Source organism: Flaviaestuariibacter terrae (genome assembly GCF_054777635.1).
Window position 1 is genome coordinate 1,300,261 of sequence record NZ_BAAHAL010000008.1, and the last position, 18,689, is coordinate 1,318,949.

Annotated in this window: 22 protein-coding genes; 19 read left to right on the forward strand and 3 right to left on the reverse strand. The window is 59.9% G+C overall.

The features are described 5' to 3' along the window. Positions 1-33: 33 nt before the first annotated feature. The 6 genes from ACYU7Z_RS13815 (at position 34) to ACYU7Z_RS13840 (ending at position 3,438) form a co-directional block, all read left to right on the forward strand. Positions 34-573, forward strand: coding sequence for a DinB family protein (locus ACYU7Z_RS13815; protein WP_460571428.1), 540 nt, complete (start codon positions 34-36; stop codon positions 571-573). 57 nt (positions 574-630) lie between these two features. After that, on the forward strand, positions 631-1,050 hold the full coding sequence (locus ACYU7Z_RS13820) for an RDD family protein (RefSeq protein WP_460571430.1): 420 nt from the start codon (positions 631-633) through the stop codon (positions 1,048-1,050). A gap of 80 nt (positions 1,051-1,130) precedes the next feature. Then, positions 1,131-1,778: a hypothetical protein gene (locus ACYU7Z_RS13825; protein ID WP_460571432.1), complete on the forward strand. Its 648-nt coding sequence runs from the start codon at positions 1,131-1,133 to the stop codon at positions 1,776-1,778. Next, complete coding sequence (locus ACYU7Z_RS13830; protein ID WP_460571434.1) at positions 1,775-2,176, forward strand: hypothetical protein; 402 nt, start codon at positions 1,775-1,777, stop codon at positions 2,174-2,176. The genes ACYU7Z_RS13825 and ACYU7Z_RS13830 overlap by 4 nt, the downstream gene beginning before the upstream one ends. A gap of 196 nt (positions 2,177-2,372) precedes the next feature. Continuing rightward, a complete protein-coding gene (locus ACYU7Z_RS13835; RefSeq protein ID WP_460571436.1) occupies positions 2,373-2,921 on the forward strand; it encodes a VOC family protein in 549 nt (182 codons plus the stop codon). A gap of 34 nt (positions 2,922-2,955) precedes the next feature. Then, entirely contained in the window at positions 2,956-3,438 is a 483-nt protein-coding gene (locus tag ACYU7Z_RS13840; protein ID WP_460571438.1) for a GNAT family N-acetyltransferase, read from the forward strand. 22 nt (positions 3,439-3,460) lie between these two features. On the opposite strand, the gene ACYU7Z_RS13845 is transcribed toward ACYU7Z_RS13840, so the two are convergent. After that, a complete protein-coding gene (locus tag ACYU7Z_RS13845) occupies positions 3,461-3,778 on the reverse strand; it encodes a hypothetical protein (protein ID WP_460571440.1) in 318 nt (105 codons plus the stop codon). A gap of 95 nt (positions 3,779-3,873) precedes the next feature. Between ACYU7Z_RS13845 and ACYU7Z_RS13850 the strand changes: the two genes are divergently transcribed. The 5 genes from ACYU7Z_RS13850 to ACYU7Z_RS13870 all read left to right on the forward strand — a co-directional run bounded on the left by ACYU7Z_RS13850 (position 3,874) and on the right by ACYU7Z_RS13870 (position 9,343). Next, complete coding sequence (locus ACYU7Z_RS13850; protein WP_460571442.1) at positions 3,874-4,323, forward strand: hypothetical protein; 450 nt, start codon at positions 3,874-3,876, stop codon at positions 4,321-4,323. A 48-nt stretch (positions 4,324-4,371) separates the two neighbouring features. Continuing rightward, positions 4,372-4,758, forward strand: coding sequence for a VOC family protein (locus ACYU7Z_RS13855; protein WP_460571444.1), 387 nt, complete (start codon positions 4,372-4,374; stop codon positions 4,756-4,758). A gap of 30 nt (positions 4,759-4,788) precedes the next feature. Beyond that, positions 4,789-5,715 (forward strand): peptidase associated/transthyretin-like domain-containing protein, encoded by a 927-nt coding sequence (locus tag ACYU7Z_RS13860; protein WP_460571446.1) that lies wholly within the window; start codon positions 4,789-4,791, stop codon positions 5,713-5,715. Positions 5,716-5,891: 176 nt separating this feature from the next. After that, the gene (locus ACYU7Z_RS13865) at positions 5,892-7,412 is read left to right on the forward strand and encodes a redoxin domain-containing protein (protein ID WP_460571448.1); all 1,521 of its coding nucleotides are present in this window, start codon (positions 5,892-5,894) and stop codon (positions 7,410-7,412) included. An 8-nt stretch (positions 7,413-7,420) separates the two neighbouring features. Beyond that, complete coding sequence (locus ACYU7Z_RS13870; protein ID WP_460571450.1) at positions 7,421-9,343, forward strand: peptidylprolyl isomerase; 1,923 nt, start codon at positions 7,421-7,423, stop codon at positions 9,341-9,343. Between the two features lie 213 nt (positions 9,344-9,556). Here the strand turns inward: ACYU7Z_RS13870 and metF are convergent, their stop codons facing one another. Further along, entirely contained in the window at positions 9,557-10,513 is a 957-nt protein-coding gene (gene metF / locus ACYU7Z_RS13875) for a methylenetetrahydrofolate reductase (RefSeq protein WP_460571452.1), read from the reverse strand. 164 nt (positions 10,514-10,677) lie between these two features. On the opposite strand from metF, the gene lptB reads away from it, so the two are divergent. From lptB to ACYU7Z_RS13915, 8 genes are all read left to right on the forward strand, one after another. Beyond that, positions 10,678-11,472 carry an LPS export ABC transporter ATP-binding protein gene (gene lptB / locus ACYU7Z_RS13880; protein WP_460571454.1) on the forward strand — a complete coding sequence of 265 codons (795 nt, stop codon included), beginning with the start codon at positions 10,678-10,680 and terminating at the stop codon, positions 11,470-11,472. A 143-nt stretch (positions 11,473-11,615) separates the two neighbouring features. Beyond that, positions 11,616-12,137, forward strand: coding sequence for a GNAT family N-acetyltransferase (locus ACYU7Z_RS13885; protein ID WP_460571456.1), 522 nt, complete (start codon positions 11,616-11,618; stop codon positions 12,135-12,137). A gap of 150 nt (positions 12,138-12,287) precedes the next feature. After that, positions 12,288-12,569: a hypothetical protein gene (locus ACYU7Z_RS13890; RefSeq protein WP_460571458.1), complete on the forward strand. Its 282-nt coding sequence runs from the start codon at positions 12,288-12,290 to the stop codon at positions 12,567-12,569. 117 nt (positions 12,570-12,686) lie between these two features. Next, the gene (locus ACYU7Z_RS13895) at positions 12,687-13,169 is read left to right on the forward strand and encodes a DUF421 domain-containing protein (RefSeq protein WP_460571460.1); all 483 of its coding nucleotides are present in this window, start codon (positions 12,687-12,689) and stop codon (positions 13,167-13,169) included. A gap of 79 nt (positions 13,170-13,248) precedes the next feature. Continuing rightward, the gene (locus ACYU7Z_RS13900; protein ID WP_460571462.1) at positions 13,249-13,482 is read left to right on the forward strand and encodes a hypothetical protein; all 234 of its coding nucleotides are present in this window, start codon (positions 13,249-13,251) and stop codon (positions 13,480-13,482) included. 92 nt (positions 13,483-13,574) lie between these two features. Beyond that, positions 13,575-14,912 carry an alpha-amylase family glycosyl hydrolase gene (locus ACYU7Z_RS13905; RefSeq protein WP_460571464.1) on the forward strand — a complete coding sequence of 446 codons (1,338 nt, stop codon included), beginning with the start codon at positions 13,575-13,577 and terminating at the stop codon, positions 14,910-14,912. A 123-nt stretch (positions 14,913-15,035) separates the two neighbouring features. After that, positions 15,036-16,409, forward strand: coding sequence for an aldehyde dehydrogenase family protein (locus ACYU7Z_RS13910; RefSeq protein ID WP_460571466.1), 1,374 nt, complete (start codon positions 15,036-15,038; stop codon positions 16,407-16,409). Between the two features lie 9 nt (positions 16,410-16,418). Further along, a complete protein-coding gene (locus tag ACYU7Z_RS13915) occupies positions 16,419-17,015 on the forward strand; it encodes a glutathione peroxidase (RefSeq protein ID WP_460571468.1) in 597 nt (198 codons plus the stop codon). Between the two features lie 211 nt (positions 17,016-17,226). Here the strand turns inward: ACYU7Z_RS13915 and ACYU7Z_RS13920 are convergent, their stop codons facing one another. Then, a complete protein-coding gene (locus tag ACYU7Z_RS13920) occupies positions 17,227-18,618 on the reverse strand; it encodes a choice-of-anchor Q domain-containing protein (RefSeq protein ID WP_460571470.1) in 1,392 nt (463 codons plus the stop codon). Positions 18,619-18,689 lie beyond the last annotated feature (71 nt).

Here is an 18,689-nt window from a genome sequence, read left to right on the forward strand (position 1 = left end):
GGCCTGTTGTACCTTGGCGGCACAACGATTGCCATGAATCAACCTTTCCTGACCGGCGCCCTGGGCGCCACGCACGAGGAGTTTGCCGCTTTTGTCGATGCGCTCCCGCCCGCGTCCTTCGAAGCGGCGCCGCCCGGCAAATGGACCCCGGGGCAGCAGCTCGCGCACCTCGTGCTTTGCCTGAAGCCGATCGCCGCCGCCCTTGCCTCCAAAGAATATATCGACCAGAAGTTCGGTCGCCTCGACCGCACAACATGGACGCAGGAAGAAGTGCTGGCCCGCTACAGGGCCGGCCTCGCAGCCGGCGGTACGGCGCCGGAGCGCTTCCTGCCGCCGCCCGTTGCGTCTGCGGACAAGGCAGCATGGCTCGACGCCCTCCGCAGCGAGCTTCGAAGCATCAGCGGCCATGTGGCGGGCTATACCGACGCAGAGCTCGACAGCCTCGCCCTCCCGCATCCCTTCCTCGGGCTCCTGTCGATCCGCGAGCTGCTGTACCTGATGACGTACCACGCCACCCATCACCTGCGCCAGGTGCAGACCGCGCTGGCGCAGCCACTTGCCGCCGACCGCTGATCAGGGCCGCTCCGCGGATAGGACCGGTTTCGTATCTTCCGGGTCAAACCTCTGCATATGGAAACAGTAGCCGCAGCGCCACGGGTTGAATACCCGAGCCTCTCCGACCGTATTCAATCCTCCTTCATCGACGGCGTGCTTATCGTCGTGCTCATGTCGGGATCCGCCAACGCGCTTGAGCGCTTCGAGGACGATGGCCACGACTGGTTGCGGATGGCGCTCTTCTTCGGCATCTGGGGCATTTACGAGCCGCTCTGTACAACGCTCGGCTTCACCGTCGGCAACCTCGTAAAAGGCATCCGCGTGCGCCGCGCCTCCGATCCTTCGAAGCGGATCAACTTCTTTGCGGCGCTCCTGCGCTATGTGCTGAAGATGTGTCTCGGTTGGATCTCCTTTCTTACGATGCACAGCAACAGGGAGCGCCGCGCGATCCACGACCTCGCCGCAGGCAGCGTGATGATCCGCAAGCAATCCTGACAGCAACGCGCGGCTCCATGCGAATGGTACACCTTCTTCTTCTGGGCTTTGCGGTTGGCTGTGCGGGTCACCCCTCGCATATGCCGCCTGCTGCGCGCGACACGCCTGTTGTTGGCGCTGCACCTGTTGCCGACAGCCTTGAGCGCTTCACCGACAGCACGGCCTACTACAGGCAGCTCGAGCGCGTGCGCGACAACCCGTACGAGTCGGTTTACCCAACGAAGCTGAAGGGCGGCTTTTCGATCGCTTACGGATTCAATACAGAGGATCAATATCTCCTGTACAAAAAGGGCGAGCGTGTGCTCGATACGATCGGTGGCGGATCCCTCGGCCTCATCTACAAAAACCTGGGCTATGTTGCCGAAGACTTCGACCACACGTTTGTGTTCGCGCACTCCTTCGGCAGCGGCAACCCGCACTACATCCAGCTCCTCGAAAAGGAAACGTTGCGCAACCTCATCCCCGATGGCAGCGCCTGGATCGACGTGGATACGGTGCGACAGCTGTTGCTTTATTCTCCCGTCGATGTGCCCGAACCGGGCGACAGCATGACTTTGTTTGATACGCGAAGCAGGGCGCAGCGGAGCTACCCGTTTCCCAAAGAAATCTTCGATGGGCCGCAGGTGCTGAACCGCATCCGCCTGCTAGGGGTGACGGAGAAAACATTTACGATCGAATATGAATACGGCGATGAGCCGGTTACAAAAAAGAAAACGTATCGCCGTTGAGACGCACTGTATGCTGCTTCCTTGCCTCGATCCTGCTTCTTTCCTGCGCTGCGCCCAGGGGAGTGGACCGGCGCGCGTACCGGAAATCCAAAGTGCTGGCCACCTATAGCGGGATGGTAAGTGAGTTCGAGGACGGCTACCTGCAGCTGCGCGAGAACGGCTACTTTACCTATTACGAAAAGATATGGCTGGTACTGACGCTGAAGAAGGGTACGTACGCCGGTCGCTACAGCCAGCGCGGCGATACGCTGCGCCTCGATTGGCTGGGAACTGCACCAGGCCGCGTTCATTATTTTATATCCGACCGCTGCGTTGCTGACCCCGCCACCGGGAACCTGTGGTTTGTAGACAGCAGCTCGAAGCGGCTGTGGGAGCTGCGCCGCACTGCCGGCCGCTAGCACAATACAGGGGTTTTAGTGCGTGGACGACTATCCTTCGGGAACCTCGACGAAAACTGCCGGACCCTCAAAAGCCTTTCCTGTACGCCGGCTCAGCGCTTGTAGCATTGCGTCCTCTTTCCTTCAGTAAAATCCTGTTTCGGTTGATGGCTTGCTCCCGCCGTCGTAGCTTGCGCTAACAGCTCAAACAACAATCATGCAGCAGCACTTTTCCCGAAGATGGAAGCAGCCGGCCCTGCTGGCCCTGCTCGTCGCCAGCTCCTTCTGCCTTGGCTTTGCCGTAAAGGCCGTAACGGCCCCGAAGTCGCCGGACCCGGCCCTGAAGCGCGTCACCGGGATCGGCGGCATCTTTTTCAAATGCAAGGACCCGAAGAAAGTCCGCGCCTGGTACCAGGAGCACCTCGGGCTCAATACCAACCAATACGGCGCCGTGTTCGAGTGGCGGCAGGGTGCCGATACGACGAAGAAAGGCTTCACGCAATGGAGCCCCTTCAACGAGAAAACGACCTACTTCGAGCCTTCCGGGAAAGACTTCATGATCAACTACCGCGTAGCCGACCTCGATCGGCTCGTGGCGGCGCTGCGAAGCGAGGGCGTGACCATCACCGATACCATCCAGGCCTATGACTACGGGAAGTTTGTACACATCCTCGATGTCGAGGGAAACAAGATCGAGCTGTGGGAACCCAACGATGCCGTTTACGAAAAGATGGGCGTCCAAATGGGTGCGAAGACGACCAAATAGAAACCTTCAACAGCAACCGGCAACAGGATTCGCCATGCAGCAACCAGGCATCACGTTAACCAAAACAACAGCCGGGGACCTCGAAACGCTTTTTCAATTTCAGTGCGACGAAGAAGCGGGCTACCTCGCCGCCTTCATTGCGAAAGACCCGGCTGATAAGGCCGCGTACCTGGAAAAGTATACGCCCTTTCTTTCCGACCCGACGATCCGGATGCGTACTATCCGGGTGAACAAGGTCATCGCCGGGAGCCTGGCGAAATTTATGATCGGGAACGAAGCCGGGATCACCTACTGGATCGACCGGAAATTTTGGGGCCGGGGAATCGCGACCGCCGCGCTCAAACAGTTCCTGGAAACGGAGCGCACAAGACCCTTGTTTGGCCACGTCGCCTTCGACAATTACGGCTCGCAGAAAGTGCTGGAGAAATGCGGATTCCAGCGGATCGGCAGCGACAAAGGATTTGCCAATGCGCGGCAGGCGGAAATCGAAGAATACATCTACCGGCTCGACGCCTGATTGGGTACAATAGAAACTAATGTTACGCCGCGCTCCCTTCGAGCAGCCGCATCAGGTCTTCCATGCTGTCTTTGAGCAGTCCCGACGCCTCGTCGAACAGCACGTCCTTTCCCTTCTTGGAGGCCTTCGGGTCGTTGGATTTCTTCACCGTGGCGCGGATGGGATCGAGTGCGTCGAAATAGGGCGCGATGACCGTTTCGTAGCGCGCGTCGGCCTCGAGCGTCTGCAGCAGGTCTTCGTAGGCATCGAGGATGCCGTAGATCTCTTTGACGTTGTCGGCCGTGTGGCGTCGCGGGATGCGGTCGAACAGTTCCTTCAGGGTAGCCTGGTTATCGTTCATTGTGTATCGGGTTGCTGCTAAAGGTAGCGTGCGAACGGCCTCGCAGGGCAATTCGCTAACTTGGATGCCGGGTGCGTTTATGCATCTGCCGATCCATGTTTGAAAAGATACCTTCCTACGAAGCACTGCTGGCGGCCCGCCTTCCTGATGGCTCCGAGCCACCCGATCGGTACAAAGCCGTGGCCGCGGAGCTCGATCGCCTCAGCGGCCATGAGTTCAAGGCGCGCGCGGCCTTTATCCGCGACCAGTGCGCCGGCTTCGACGGCAAGGCCATTTTTGCGAAGTACCGCGATCGCTGGGGCCTGCCGGCTGCGGTCTGCGAGCTGCGCGATATGAAGCGCGGCTTCCTGTACTGCTTCCGCGACGGCGACGGTCCCGGAAGCACAGCGGCGCGGGCCTGGTTCCTGGCTTCCGAAGAGGCGCGGAGCGTGCGACGCTACGAGTACTGGAGCAGCGAGCGCGGGTTTCCCGAATGCGTGGACGTGGCGGAAGGAAGCTACGACGTCATCTGTAAGAAAGTGGAGCGCCGCAGCGGCATCGCGTAACGCAGCTGTTTGGGTAGTAACGATCTGTACCTTCAGCGAAACATCGCTATGACCTTCGCCTACAGCATCCTGTATGTGCCCGACGTGGAGCGGGCGATCGCCTTTTACGAAAAGGCTTTTGGCTTTGCCCGGCGCTTCGTGGCGCCCGACGGCAGCTATGGGGAGCTCGAAACGGGCAGCACCACCCTTTCCTTTGCCGCGCTGACGCTGGCGGAGTCGAACCTGCCTGCTGGCTTCCGGCCCAGCGATCCTGCGGAGAAACCCTTTGCTATCGAGATCGGCTTTGCGACGCCCGATGTACCGGCGGCCGTCGACGCCGCGCTCGCTGCCGGCGCGACCCTGGCCGCCGCCGCGAAGACGAAGCCCTGGGGGCAGACGGTGGCCTATGTGCGCGACCTCAATGGCTTCCTCGTGGAGCTGTGCACGCCGATGTAACCGTTACCAGCTTCGCGCAACCAATCCCACATGAAACGCATAAACCTTATTTGCACGGTCGCCGTACTGCTGCTGTCGCCGACTGTTCGGGCCCAGAGAAAGATCCGGGTCGTGGATGGAACCTCCGGCCAGCCACTGCCCTTTGCCACGATCGTGAACATCACGCACCCGGCCGTGCAGTTTGCCGATGAACAGGGCGCACTCGACCTTCCCTGGGACGATGCCGACTCGATCCGCATCACGCATGTTGGCTATCAGGATCGGGTGATGCAAGTGAGAAACGCCGGTGGAACGATATCACTAGCGCGAAAGGCATCCGTACTTAAGACGGTCGTCGTGCGCTCCTGCGCATCGCCGGTGTCGCATCATTATTCGAATTTCGATTCCGTTTCCACCGCCAGCGGTTTTGGAGGGGTTTGGTGGGCGGATGGGATCGCGACTGCGAAAGTAGCCGTGCCGGTTTTCCTCACAACGTCTTCCGCCCGCCTGTCGCGGATTGAATTTGCGCTCGGGAGAGCCCTCGGCGCCCCCAAGCGATTTCCCAAATCGCCGTTGCGTTTTACTTTCTATTCCATCGATCCCGCGACGCAATTGCCGGGGGAGGCGTTGTCTGATCAATCGGTCATCTACTACCCGAAAAAAAACGGTAAGCAGATTGTGTTCGTGGACAGCCTGCGGCTATCGATCCCCGCGACCGGGCTGTATGTCGGAATCGAATACCTCGTGGATCCGAAAGAGTGCTACCCAGTCCATTTCCGCGACAGCACCCTGGGGACCGACTCTGTCATCATGCGCTATGGAGTCCTGCTGGAAGGGCTGCGGACGAGAGGCTGTCCGCTCGCCACGTACAACTACAGGTCGGGTGCCTGGTTAGGAGCAGGCGGGCGCAAAGAAACGGATCCGAATGTGCCCTCCTATACAATCCGGTTCGGCGTCGTCTACACAACCTGTGAATGAAGCGGCACATCCGGAATCTAAAATCCCGGATCCGCGATGCGCGTTCGGGCTTTTGAACTACAAACTCCAAACTACAAACCCCAAACTGTTCCCTCTCTTTGCATCCTTTTAACCGCGGCATCCAACCCTTTTGGGTTATTTTTACGACTTAACTGCGGAAAACGAACCGAACGATTATGAAGCGTATCGCCTCCCTGTTTTTTCTCGCGCTGGCCCTGAATGCCGGTGCCCAGTCGAAGCCCGCCGGGAAAGCCCCGGCAAAAGCGCCCGCAAAGCGGCCCGCCAGCGGTGCCGTAGCCACCGGCAGCGGCGATGCCGGGTACGAGATCAAGGTGACCCTGAAGCCGTTCCGGAACCAGTGGATCTACCTGGGTCACTACTACGGCAAGCAGCTCCCCATCATCGACTCCGTGAAGCTCAATGAGCGCAGCGAGGGAACCTTCAAGGGCAGCAAAACCCTCGGCGGCGGCATCTACCTGATCGGCTACCCCGACCGCGCCCACAACTTCGAGATACTGATCGACAAGAACCAGCGCTTCTCCGTCAGCGCCGATACGCTGACCGTTCCCGCAGGCCTCGTGTTCGGCGGCTCGCCCGAGAACACAGCCTTCCATGCCTACCAGGCCGCCATGAGCGCCGCCGGCCGCGAAGCCGACTCGCTGGTACGCCTCCGCAGCGCGCACCCCGAAGACTCGGTGCGCCTCACGGGTCTTCTCACCGGCATCAACAACAACGTGCAGGCCTACCGCACGCGCATCATGACGCAGGATGCCAACAGCCTGCTCGCCACCCTGCTCAAGGCGATGAAAGATCCCGAGATGCCCATCAAGGCGCCGAAAACGAAAGACGATTCCCTCTACAACTACCGCTACTACAAGAACCATTTCTTCGACGGCATCGCCTTCTACGACGAGCGCCTCGCCCGCACGCCCTTCTTCGAAAGCAAGGTCGACCGCTACTTCGACCAGCTCGTGTACCCCGCCGCCGACTCCGTCAACCGCGAGATCGACAACATCATGGCCTTTGCGCAGGTGAACAAGGAGATGGAAAAATTCTTCCTCCTCAAGTTTGTCAACCGCTACCTCAACATGAAGTACATGTGGGAAGACAAGGTCTTCATCCACCTGTATGAAAGATATTTCCGCGACAAGGACTACGAGTGGATCTCCGACAAGGGCAAGAAGATCGTACAGGACCGCGCCTACAGCCTTTACGGCAACGTGCTGGGCGAGCCGGCCTCCGATATCGAGCTCCCCGATTCGAGCGGAAAGAAGACCCGCCTCTACGACGTCAAAGGGCCGCTCACGCTGCTCGTGATCTGGGATCCCACCTGCAGCCACTGCAAGGAAACGCTGCCCAAGATCGACTCGATGTACCAGTCGAAGTGGAAGGCCCAGGGCGTACGGATCTTCTCGATGGCGAAGGAAACCGAGGGCTCGCGCAAGGACTGGACCGACTTCATCAACAAGCGTGGTCTGCACGGCTGGGTGAACGTGTACTACTCCAAGGAGGCCGAGAAAGAGCGCGTCAGCAACAACATCCCGAGCTACTCGCAGCTCTTCGACGTACAATCGTTCCCGACCATCCTGCTCCTCGATGCCGACAAGCGCATCGTGGCGAAGAAGATCAGCGAGAAGCAGGCCGATGAGATCATCGACCTGCGTCTCAAGGAACTCAAAACTCCTGCTTCCAAATAGTGCTTATGATGAAACGAATTTTATTCGCCGCGGCATTGCTGGCTTCTGCCGGCGCCGGGGCGCAAACGCTGTTCACGTATGGAACGGATAGCGTATCGGTGCCCGAATTCCTGGCTGCCTACAACAAGAACAGCGGCGCCGCGAAAGGACCCGGTGGCATCAACGACTACCTGGACCTGTACATCAGCTCACGTCTCAAGGTGAAGGAAGCTCGCCGCCTCGGCTACGACACGCTGCCGCAGATGGTGACCGACCTGCAGAACCTCCGCGAGCAGCTGTTGCCCACCTACCTCAATGATCTCGCCGGTGTTGACGGGCTCGTGCGCGAAGCCGCGGAGCGCTCCAAAAAGAACATCCGCATCGCCCACATCTTCATCGCCGCCAAAGGCGTTGATACGGCAATGGCCTGGAGCAAAGTAAAGGCAGCCCTTGGCGAGCTCAAGGGTGGCAAATCGTTCAGCACTGTGGCACGTTCCTACTCCGAGGATCCTTCGGTGAAGACCAACGGCGGCGACATCGGCTGGATCACGCCTTTCGTGCTCCCCTATGAGCTCGAGAACCTCGCCTGGAGCACAAAGCCCGGCGGACCGGCGCTCGTGTACCGCTCGAAGGCCGGCTACCATATTTTCAGGAACCTCGGCGAGCGCCCCGACCCGGGCACCGTCAAGGCGGCGCAGATACTCCTGGCCTTCCCGCCCGGTGCGAGCGATGCTGAGAAGGCAGCCCTGAAAAAGCGCGCCGACTCATTGTATGCGCGCCTGCTCAAGGGCGATGACTTCGGAAAGCTCGCGGCCAAATTCAGCAACGACGTTATCTCGGCCGCCAACAACGGCGAGCTGCCCGACATCGGCGTAGGCCAGTACGATCCGGCTTTCGAGGAAAAGCTGTTTGGCCTGTCGAAGGACGGCGCTCTTTCGGCACCTTTTCAAACGGCGCACGGCTGGCATATCGTAAAGCGCATCAAGCGCACGCCCCGCTACGGCAAAGACAGCACGGCCGCCCTCCAGGCGATCCGCGAGCAGGTGGAGCGCAGCGACCGCATGAGCATCGTGCAAACACAGCTGGCGCAGAACATCAAGAAGCAGGCAGGCTACCAGGAACTCCCGGTGGCCGAGGCCGACCTCCGTGCTTATACGGATTCGCTGCTCGATTATGTGAAGCCTGCGCGTCGCCTTTCCGTAAACGACAGCACGCCGCTGCTCCGCATCGGCACGCAAACGTTTACCGCCTCCGATTGGACCCGCTGGGCCGGCAGCAACCGCTACAAGAGCGACGGCACCGGTGCGAAGCCCTTTGCACAGCTATGGCGCGAATTCACCGATGCGTCGGCCATCGAATTCTACCGCGCGCACCTCGAAACCTACAACCCGAAGTTCCGCGCACAGATGGAGGAATTCCGCGACGGCAACCTCTTTTTCGAGATCATGCAGCGCGAGGTGTGGAGCCCCGGCCAGAGCGATAGCGCCGGCCTCCAGAACTACTTCAACGCCCACCGCGACAAATATGTATGGAAGTCGAGCGCCGATGCGGTGCTGTTCTACGCACCCGATTCGGCCAGTGCCCACGTGGCGCAGGCGATGGTCGCGAAGAAGCCCTTCTCGTGGCGCAACAGCGTCAGCAACTACGATGAGCGGATCGCCATCGATTCCGCGCGCTTCGAGCTGGACCAGATCCCGAATCCCACGAAGCTGCCCCTCAAGGCCGGCACGGTCACGGCAGTGCAGGTCAACAGCGGCGACGGCTCGGCCACCTTCGCGGTGGTGCTTCGCCTCCGGCCCGATTCGGGCCCGCGCAGCTTTGCCGAAGCCCGCGGCCTCGTGATCACCGACTACCAGAAGGAGCTGGAAGAAAAATGGGTCAACAGCCTCCGCGCCCGCTACCCGGTGACCATCAACCAGCCGGCGCTGCTGGAGCTGATGAAGAAGAAGTAATCGATGATACGTACGTGAGTAAGGCCGTCCGAAAGGGCGGCCTTTACTTTTTGATGCCGCGGAAACGCGTGTCCGTCATTGCGAGGCGGGCCGTCCCGAAGTGCGGGCCAACGAAGCAATCTGACACGGGCTTGCGTAAATGCGGCATTCCCCTTCGCAAGAAACAGATTGCTTCTCCGCCTGCTGGCGGATCGCAAGGACGTTTAAAATGAGTTAGCCGATGGCGCGGCACACATCCGCGATCACCTTCGGCTTGCCGAGCGTATAGTAGTGCAGCACGGGCACGCCCGCGGCCTTGAGGTCTTTGGATTGCTGCAGCAGCCACTCGGTGCCGACGCGTTCCACATCGGCGTCAGTTTTGGCGGCGAGTACCGCGTTGGAGAGATCTTCCGGCACGTCGACGTGGAAGGTGCGCGGGATGATCGTGAGTTGCTTGCGCGAGGTGAGCGGCTTGAGGCCGGGGATGATGGGCACGTTGATCCCGGCGGCGCGGCAGGCGGCAACGAAATCGAAATACTTCTGGTTGTCGAAGAACATCTGCGTGGTCACATAGGAGGCGCCCGCGTCGACCTTGGCCTTCAGCCAGGAAAGATCGGCCTTCAGGTTGGGGGCTTCGAAATGCTTTTCGGGGTAGCCGGCGACGCCGATGCAGAAGTCGGTCTTCACGGCGTTCTTCAGGTCTTCCTCGAGGTAGATGCCGCTGTTCATCCGCTGCACCTGCTGGAGCAGCTCGATGGCATAAGCATGACCGTCGGGCTCCGGCTCAAATACCGCTTCGTTCTTCGGGGCATCGCCGCGGAGCACGAGCACATTGTCGATACCGAGAAAGTGCAGGTCGATGAGGGCGTCCTCGGTTTCCTGCTTTGAGAAGCCGCCGCAGATCAGGTGCGCGACGGCGTCCACCTTGTAGCGGTTTTGCAGGGCCGCGCAGATACCAACGGTGCCGGGGCGCTTGCGGACCTCCACCTTGTCGAAGGTGCCGGCCGCGGTGCGCTTGAACATCGTTTCGCTGCGGTGGTACGTAACGTTGATGAACGAAGGCGCATACTCCATCAGCGGGTCGAGGTGCTCCCAGAGGGCGTTGATGCCTTTGCCCTTCAGGGGCGGCAGGATCTCAAAGGATACCAGGGTGCGGCCTTCGGCTTTGGCCAGGTGCTCGGTCACTTTCATTAGACGGCAAAGCTAAGGTTACAACATGTATCCGGGGAAGCGAGCTGCGGGAACGATTGCGAACCAGTGCCGCCGGGCGTTTCCGCGTTAATAGATTGGCAAAAGGCCCTTGTACAAAGTGCGATATTGTTGCCATTAGGGTACTTTTGGCCAAATCTTTCCGCTTGTCCATTCGCATACATACCCACGACCTCGTAAAGCGCTACCGCACCCGCACGGTGGTGAACCATGTGTCCATCGAAGTAAGCCAGGGAGAGATCGTGGGCCTGCTCGGTCCCAACGGCGCCGGCAAGACCACTACCTTTTACATGACCGTAGGCCTCATCAAGCCCGATGAAGGCGAGGTGTTTCTCGACGACCTCAACATCACCAAGCTGCCGATGTACAAGCGTGCGCAGCTCGGCATCGGCTACCTGCCGCAGGAGGCTTCGATCTTCCGCAAGCTCACGGTGGAAGAGAATATCACCTCGGTGCTCGAGATGACCGGCCGCCCGAAGAAGGAGCAGAAGGAAAAGCTCGATATGCTGCTCGAGGAGTTTCGCCTGCAGCACGTGCGCAAAAGCAACGGCGACGTGCTGAGCGGCGGTGAGCGCCGCCGCACCGAGATCGCGCGCGCCCTTGCCGTCGACCCCAAGTTCATCCTGCTCGATGAACCCTTTGCCGGTATCGACCCCATCGCGGTGGAAGACATCCAGATGGTGGTGGCGCGGCTCAAATACAAGAACATCGGCATCCTCATCACCGACCACAACGTAACGGAAACGCTCTCCATCTGCGACCGCGCTTACCTGCTGATCGAAGGAAAGATTTTCCGCCACGGCACGGCCGAAGAGCTCTCCGACGACGACCAGGTGAAGCGTCTGTACCTGGGCCGGAACTTCGAGCTGCGCCGCAAGGACTACCTGCTCCAGGAAGCCGGCGTGCCGCCTCCCGATCCCGATAATATCGGCAGCCTGTAGGTCGTGAATCGGTAATCGGGAATCGGCAATAAGAAAGCCCCAAGCAATAGGGCATTTTTGTGCGTTCGGTTGCAGCCATTGCCGATTCCCGATTCCCGATTACCGCTGCCCGCGGCTTTGCCCGCTTATCCTAACTTGCAGCCATGACCCTGCGCCTGCGTACCGCTACTGTGCACGATGCGGAGCTGATCGCCGACATCAGCCGGAAAACCTTTTACGACACCTTCGCCGCCGACAACAGCACGGAGGATATGGATCTCTTCCTGACGCAGCAGTTCACGCGCGGCCGCCTCATGCTCGAAGTGGGCCGCCCGGAGCTCCGGTTTGTGCTGGCCTATATCGGCAACGAAGTGGCCGGCTACATGAAGCTCCGCGAAGCGAAGCCGCCGCCGGCGCTTGGCAGCGGCAGCGCACTCGAGATCGCGCGCCTGTATGCCGCAAAGGAGTTTATCGGGAAAGGTGTCGGCGCCGCCCTCATGACCGAAGGAATCCGCGTCGCTGCCGAGCGCAGCAAGGAATGGGTGTGGCTGGGTGTGTGGGAGCATAATGCCCGCGCCATCGGCTTCTACCAGCGCTGGGGCTTCGAAAAATTCGGCGAGTGCGACTTCCTCCTCGGCACCGACACGCAGCGCGACTGGCTCATGAAGCGCCGCGTGGCTGTTTGATAGCTGTTCCGAATAAGTTAGCCGAGGCCTTCAAAACCCTTCAAAGCCTTCGTCATCCCGATCCGCAGGATCGGGACCTCAACCCTGAAGAGCTGTAGTTGCCCGGCAAAGTTATTGTACGGGTGATGGCCGAATACAAACGAAGCGGATATGAAAACAACGATTTTTTGCGCCCTGCTGGCCGTGGCCCTGGGGAGCTGCGGCAATGCAACGGATGGCGATGCACGTACCGATACCACCCGCCTGATGGTCGACACGGGTGCCGTGGATGCCGTTAATGATACGGCGGCCCATGTGAACACGAACACCGGTCAATACCCCACTGACACGACCAACCCGCCGGGCAAGACCGACGTGCGTTCATCGGCGCCTTCCAACCCGGCTACCCGCTCGACGACACCGGGCAACGATACCATGCGTCGGAAGCAGTAAAACAGGTGAACGGTGAAAAGTGAGCAGGTGAATGCTGCATACTTCGCAACGCATTTCAGGTAGGAAGGCGCTCACCGCTCACCCGCTCACCGGTCACGCGAAAAGTACCCAACCGCCATGAACTTTCTGAATCACTACTGGGGGATCAAGGAGAACATCGGGCCGCTGGAGCTCTCGGCGCGCGCGCTGGTCATGTTCCTGGTATCGCTTGTGCTGCTCCGCCTGTCGGGGATGCGGCCCTTCGGCCGCGAGAACACCTTCGACACCATCATCACCTTCCTGATCGGGGGCATCCTGAGCCGCGGCGTGGTCGGCGCTACGCCGTTCTTCTCCTGCATCGCCGGTGCCATCTCCATCCTCCTGGCCAACAAGGCGCTGGCCAAGCTGTCGCACTTCCCCGCCTTCGAGCGCCTTGTAAAGGGCAGCAACCGCACGCTCTTCGCAGGGGGCGCCTTCCTCGAGCAGGAGCTGCGGCGCGCATCGGTAACGGAGCAGGATATCCGCGAGCAGCTGCGGGTGCAGCTCAATACCGACGATCTGGGCCAGGTGGACCGGGTATTTGTGGAAAAATCCGGCAAGATCAGTTTCCTCCGCAAATAGCACATCCGTGGAAACCCGCTCTGCGCGTGGTTTGTACCGGTGGCACGATTCTTTTTACGTTGCCTTAAATTTCCCGTCCATGGTTAAGCTGTTTTGTTCCGAAGTGCAGGTGGAGGACACCACTTTTGAAACCCTTATCTCTGTGTTCAGCCGCTACGAAGGCACCTCCTTTGTCATCAACATCAAGGATCTCCGCATCGAGGGCACCCGCTCGGACGAGGAAACGCAGCGACTCCTGGCCGAAGAGCTGCAGGAGGCCATCTCCCGGTTTTACAGCAAGGCCACCGCTCCCGTTCAACTGAAAGCCGTATAACGCCAAGGCCACCTCGATATTCGTTATTCTATATTCGATATTCATCGTGTATGTCAGACACATTGTAGTACATTAGCTGCAAAGTCTTGCATATGCTTTCCCGCCTTACCGCCCTTATCCTCTCGGGTCTCTTCGCGCTGAGCGCAGCGGCCCAGTCCTCCGCCAGCATCGATGGTCATCCCGCCTGGATCAACCAGGGAACGATCTACGAGGTCAACGTACGGCAATACACACCCGAAGGCACCTTCAACGCCTTTGCCGCGCACCTCCCGCGCCTCAGGCGCATGGGCGTGCAAACGCTCTGGTTCATGCCCATCCATCCCATCTCTAAAAAAGACCGCAAGGGCACGCTCGGTTCGTATTATGCCGTGGCCAACTACCGCGCCGTCAACCCCGACTATGGCACGCTTGCCGACTGGAAGCGGCTCGTGGCGCAGGCCCACAGCCTCGGAATGAAGGTCATCATCGACTGGGTGCCCAACCACACCGGCGGCGACCACTACTGGCTACGCACGAACCCCGATTTCTACGTAAAGGATCCCAAGACAGGCCAGCCGCTGTCGCCATTCGATTGGACGGATGTGCGGAAGCTGGACTACAGCAACCCGCGCCTTGTGGACAGCATGATCGCCACGCTGAAATACTGGATCACGGCCACCGGTATCGACGGCTACCGCTGCGACGTGGCCGGGGAAGTGCCGAAAGCATTCTGGACCCGGTGCATCAGGGAGCTGCACAACGTGAAGAACGTGTTCATGCTCGCCGAGGCCGACGAGCCCTGGCTCCACGAGGCCGGCTTCGACGCCACCTACGGCTGGAACGACTTCGCCACAATGAAGTCCATTGCAGCGGGCCAGAAGAACGCAACCTATGTCGACACGTTCCTCAACCGCGTGAGCGACAAGTTTGTGAAGAACGCACGGCGGATGCTCTTTACCTCCAACCACGACGAGAACAGCTGGAACAAGGCCGATTACGGCACGATGCCCGGAGCCGTGCATGCACCATTCGCCGTGCTCACCTTTACGCTCCCGCGCGGCATCCCCCTTATTTACAGCGGGCAGGAAGAGCCTTTCCTCGACAGCCTGAGCTTCTTTTATAAGGACACCATCAACTTCCACCAATATGCCCGCGCGCCTTTCTACCAGGCGCTTACCGGGCTGCGCCGCACCCATGCGGCCCTGGGCTCCGATGCGCAGTTTGTACGCCTGCATACCGACAGCGATGCGGCCATCTATGCCTTCGAGCGCCGCAAGGGTGCCAGCAAAGTGCTGGTGATCGTTAACCTGAGCAACACGCCCCAGAAATTCCACTGGACGAAAGGACCTTCGCAGAAGACCTGGTACAACGTCTTCGGCTTCCTTTCCGAGCCGGTCGACAAAGGCTTCGGCATCGAGCCCTGGGGTTATGCGGTCTATACGGAAAAGTAACGCACCCGGCTTCCGGATCACGCAGCTAAGAAAACCCATCGCCTTGCGATGGGTTTTCTGTTGGGGCGCAAATTGATTTGCCTTACGGGCGCGATCTGCGCGCGCCTTTTGTACCTTTTCCGCATGGAAATTCTTTCCTCCCTGGATGCCATGCGCCGGCACATCGACGGCGGCGGCCTCCGTAGCTACGAGGCCCGTGTTGATGCGCTCACGCGGTTAAAGGCGGCCGTGCTGCAGCACGAAGCCGCGATCAACGACGCGCTGATGGCCGATCTTGGCAAAAGCGTGGAAGAAACCTGGGTGACGGAAACGGGCTTCCTGCTTGCCGAGATCTCGCATGCGCTGAAGCACCTCAAAAGCTGGATGCGCCCGCAGAAGGTACGCACCAACCTGCTCAACCTTCCTTCGAAAAGCCGGATCTATACCGAGCCGCTCGGTGTGGTGCTGATCATCGGCCCCTGGAACTACCCGCTGCAGCTGCTCCTTGCGCCGCTCGTGGGCGCGCTCGCTGCCGGCAATGCGGCACTGCTGAAGCCGAGCGAATTTGCTCCCGCAACGGCGTCGGTTATTCATTCGATCATCAGCCAGGCATTCCGTCCCCATGAAGTGCTGCTGCTTGAAGGCGATGGTGCCGACGTGATCCCGCCGCTGATGCAGTCCTTCCGCTTCGACCATGTGTTTTATACCGGCAGCACCGTGGTCGGTAAAAAGATATACGCCCTCGCCGCCGAAAAGCTTGTCCCCGTAACGCTCGAGCTCGGCGGCAAGAGCCCCTGCGTGATCGAGCCCGATGCCGACCTGAAGGTGGCTGCCCGCCGAATTGCGATGACCAAGTTTTCCAATGCCGGCCAGATGTGCGTGGCGCCCGATTACCTGCTCGTGCACGAATCGGTCAAAGACGCCTTCCTGGAGCAACTCAGAAAAACCATACGCGGGTTCTTTACCGACAACGCGGCCGGCAGCGGTCACTATGGTAAGATCGTCAACGAACGTGCCTTTACCCGGCTCAGCGCTTATTTGCGCGAGGGGCAGATTTTGTACGGCGGGAAGTCGGACGCGGCTACGCTCTATATCGAGCCGACGCTCATTGGCGGCATCGGCCCGGAATCGGCCATCATGGGCGAGGAGATCTTCGGCCCGCTGCTGCCTGTGCTAACCTGGAGCCGCTTCGAGGAAGCCCGCGACCTCATCCGCCGCCATGCCGACCCGCTGGCCTTTTACGTGTTTACATCGAGCGCGGAAGCCGAGCGCCGCTGGATCGAGGGACTGCCCTTCGGAGGAGGTTGTGTCAACAACGCATCCTGGCACCTCACCAACCCCAACCTGCCCTTCGGCGGCCGCGGCAACAGCGGCATCGGCGCCTACCACGGGCGCTTCTCGTTCGATACGTTTTCGCATCGCAAGGCCGTGCTGAAAACGCCCACCTGGTTTGACCCCAATTTCAAGTATCCGCCCTTCAAGGGGAAGCTTCGGCTATTTAAAAAGGTCATCCGGTAACTTCGCCCCATGCTAACCGCACGCCAACGCCTGCTCAGGGCCCTGTACCCGATCTACCTGTGGATGATGCGCCTTACGGGCCGCCACCGCACGGTGCTCCGCAACCCCGGCGCAACCCCGCAGCACTCGCTCTACGATCTCGAGGTGCCACTCGCCACGGGCGGTACGCTGCCGCTCGCGCAGCTTCGCGGGCGCAAGCTGCTCCTGGTCAACACGGCCTCCGACTGTATTTATACGGATCAATACAAGGAGCTGCAGCAGCTGATGGCCCACTACGGTGATGGCCTCCAGGTGATTGCTTTCCCCTCGAACGATTTCAAGGACCAGGAAAAGGGCAGCGATGCCGACATCGCCGGCTTCTGCTCCACCAACTACGGCGTCACCTTTCCTGTGGCCCATAAGGCCACCGTTGCCTGCATCGATGGGCAGCAGCCCGTGTTCCGCTGGCTCACCGATAAAAAGCTGAACGGCTGGAACAGCAAAAGCCCAAGCTGGAATTTCTCGAAATACCTCGTTAATGAAGAAGGCGTGCTCACGCATTACTTCGATCCCGCCATCAGCCCGTCGAACCATGAGCTGATCAAGGCAATACACCACGGCAAGTAGTTAAATTGGAAGTGGAAAGTGGAAAGTCGGAAGTCGGAAGTGTGAAGTGGGAAGACGGTAGTTAAGAGCGTCGTCATTGTGAGTCTATTGAGTCCCTCATTGCGGGAAGTGAGGGGTCGAAGACCAATCGCTTCGAAGCAATCCCATGGAGCCTACGCTGCAGCCTCTGCCCGATCCTTTGCTTCTCACTTCACATTTCCGACTTCCTTACTTATTGCTTTTCATACGCTCCCAGGTCGGGCGCGGTGCCCACCGGCCGGGGCTTGCCATCGAGGTCGATCGGCGTGCCGCTGTTAACCCCCGCGTCGATGGCCGGGGAGCCGTCGGCCAGGCGGAACGAATAAATACGGTTTGCATTATCCACCGAATCGAAAAGCGGGTCGAGGTTGTTGCGCACCGCCATGGCACTGACGCCGGCGGGTGCCGTCCGCACACGCCACAGGGCTCCTTCAAAATGTACGTTGAACGTGCTTCCTGCGCGGTTGTAGACCACTACTTCATCGTTGACGATACCGTTGGCCTCGCCCCAGTAGATCCCGTTGCGGAGCACCGCATTGAGCGGCGCGCTACCGCCAAAGACATCGGCGTTGCTCAGGTAAAGCACGGGTTGCTTGTGCTGCTGGAAGGCGTTGCTGAAGCCGGCAGCCGTTGTGTGTACAAACTGGTAGTTGCCGCCACCGGTCAGCGCGATGCCGGCGCCGCAGTTGCTGACAAGGAGATTACGGCTGTCGATGCCACCGTTGACGGCATAAATACCGGCATCGTAGGCGTTGTCGATGATGCATTGGCGGAGCGTCAGCTGGCTGATTGCCGCGGGGCCACTTATTACGAGTCCCTGGTAAGCGTTGCGGATCGTGCTGTAGCTGAGCGCGCTGTTGTTGCTGGCACGCGAAAAGATGATCCCGGGCCAGGAAGCGGGGAAGTCGCGGTAGGGCGCATCGAGGCGGTCACCGGTGAAAAGCACGCGGGTGCTGTCGTAGCGGTCGCCGCTCGCGAGCAGGCGCCCGTGCACGATCATCGGCGCGTTGGCGTGGAAGTACACGCGGGCGCCCTGGGTAATATTGAGCGTTGCCGTTGTGTCGACCGTAAGCCCATCGAGGATGACGTAGGGCAGTATATTGTCCCAGGTCTCGCTGCCCCGCACGGTATGATTGCGGAGGAAGTGGGCGTTCTGCCCGAAGGCATCGAGCTGCACCCAGCGGCGGTTGCCATTCCATTCGACGGCGAAGCTGTCCTGCACGATAAAGGGAAGAGTAGCCGCATTCGGGTTGACCGTTACGGTGACAAAAACGTACAGGCTATCGCCGCCGGCCACTTCAAGGTCGCGCACTTCGGGGCCTGGGATTCCATCCACGTTGATATGAAAAGGCGAGGAGGCACCGCCCGCCAGGTGTACCGAAGAAATACGGATGCCTTCCTTGTTGTCGTTGAAGATCTTGACAACTCCCGAGGTGGAGCCTGCGCTCACGAACACCGTGTCGAAGTGCAGCGTGTCGGCACCCGTGCGCAGCTGCGCGTCGGCGCTGCCGGTGAAGCGGTCTTTGCGGCAGGAGGAAGCCGCCAGGAGCAGCAGGAGCGAAAGCAGGAGGGCTGCGGGTTTCATGGGGGAAAGATAAATAATCTGCTAGTCTGCTAATGTGCTAATCTGCTAATGCGGAAAGGTGCTAAACTAAT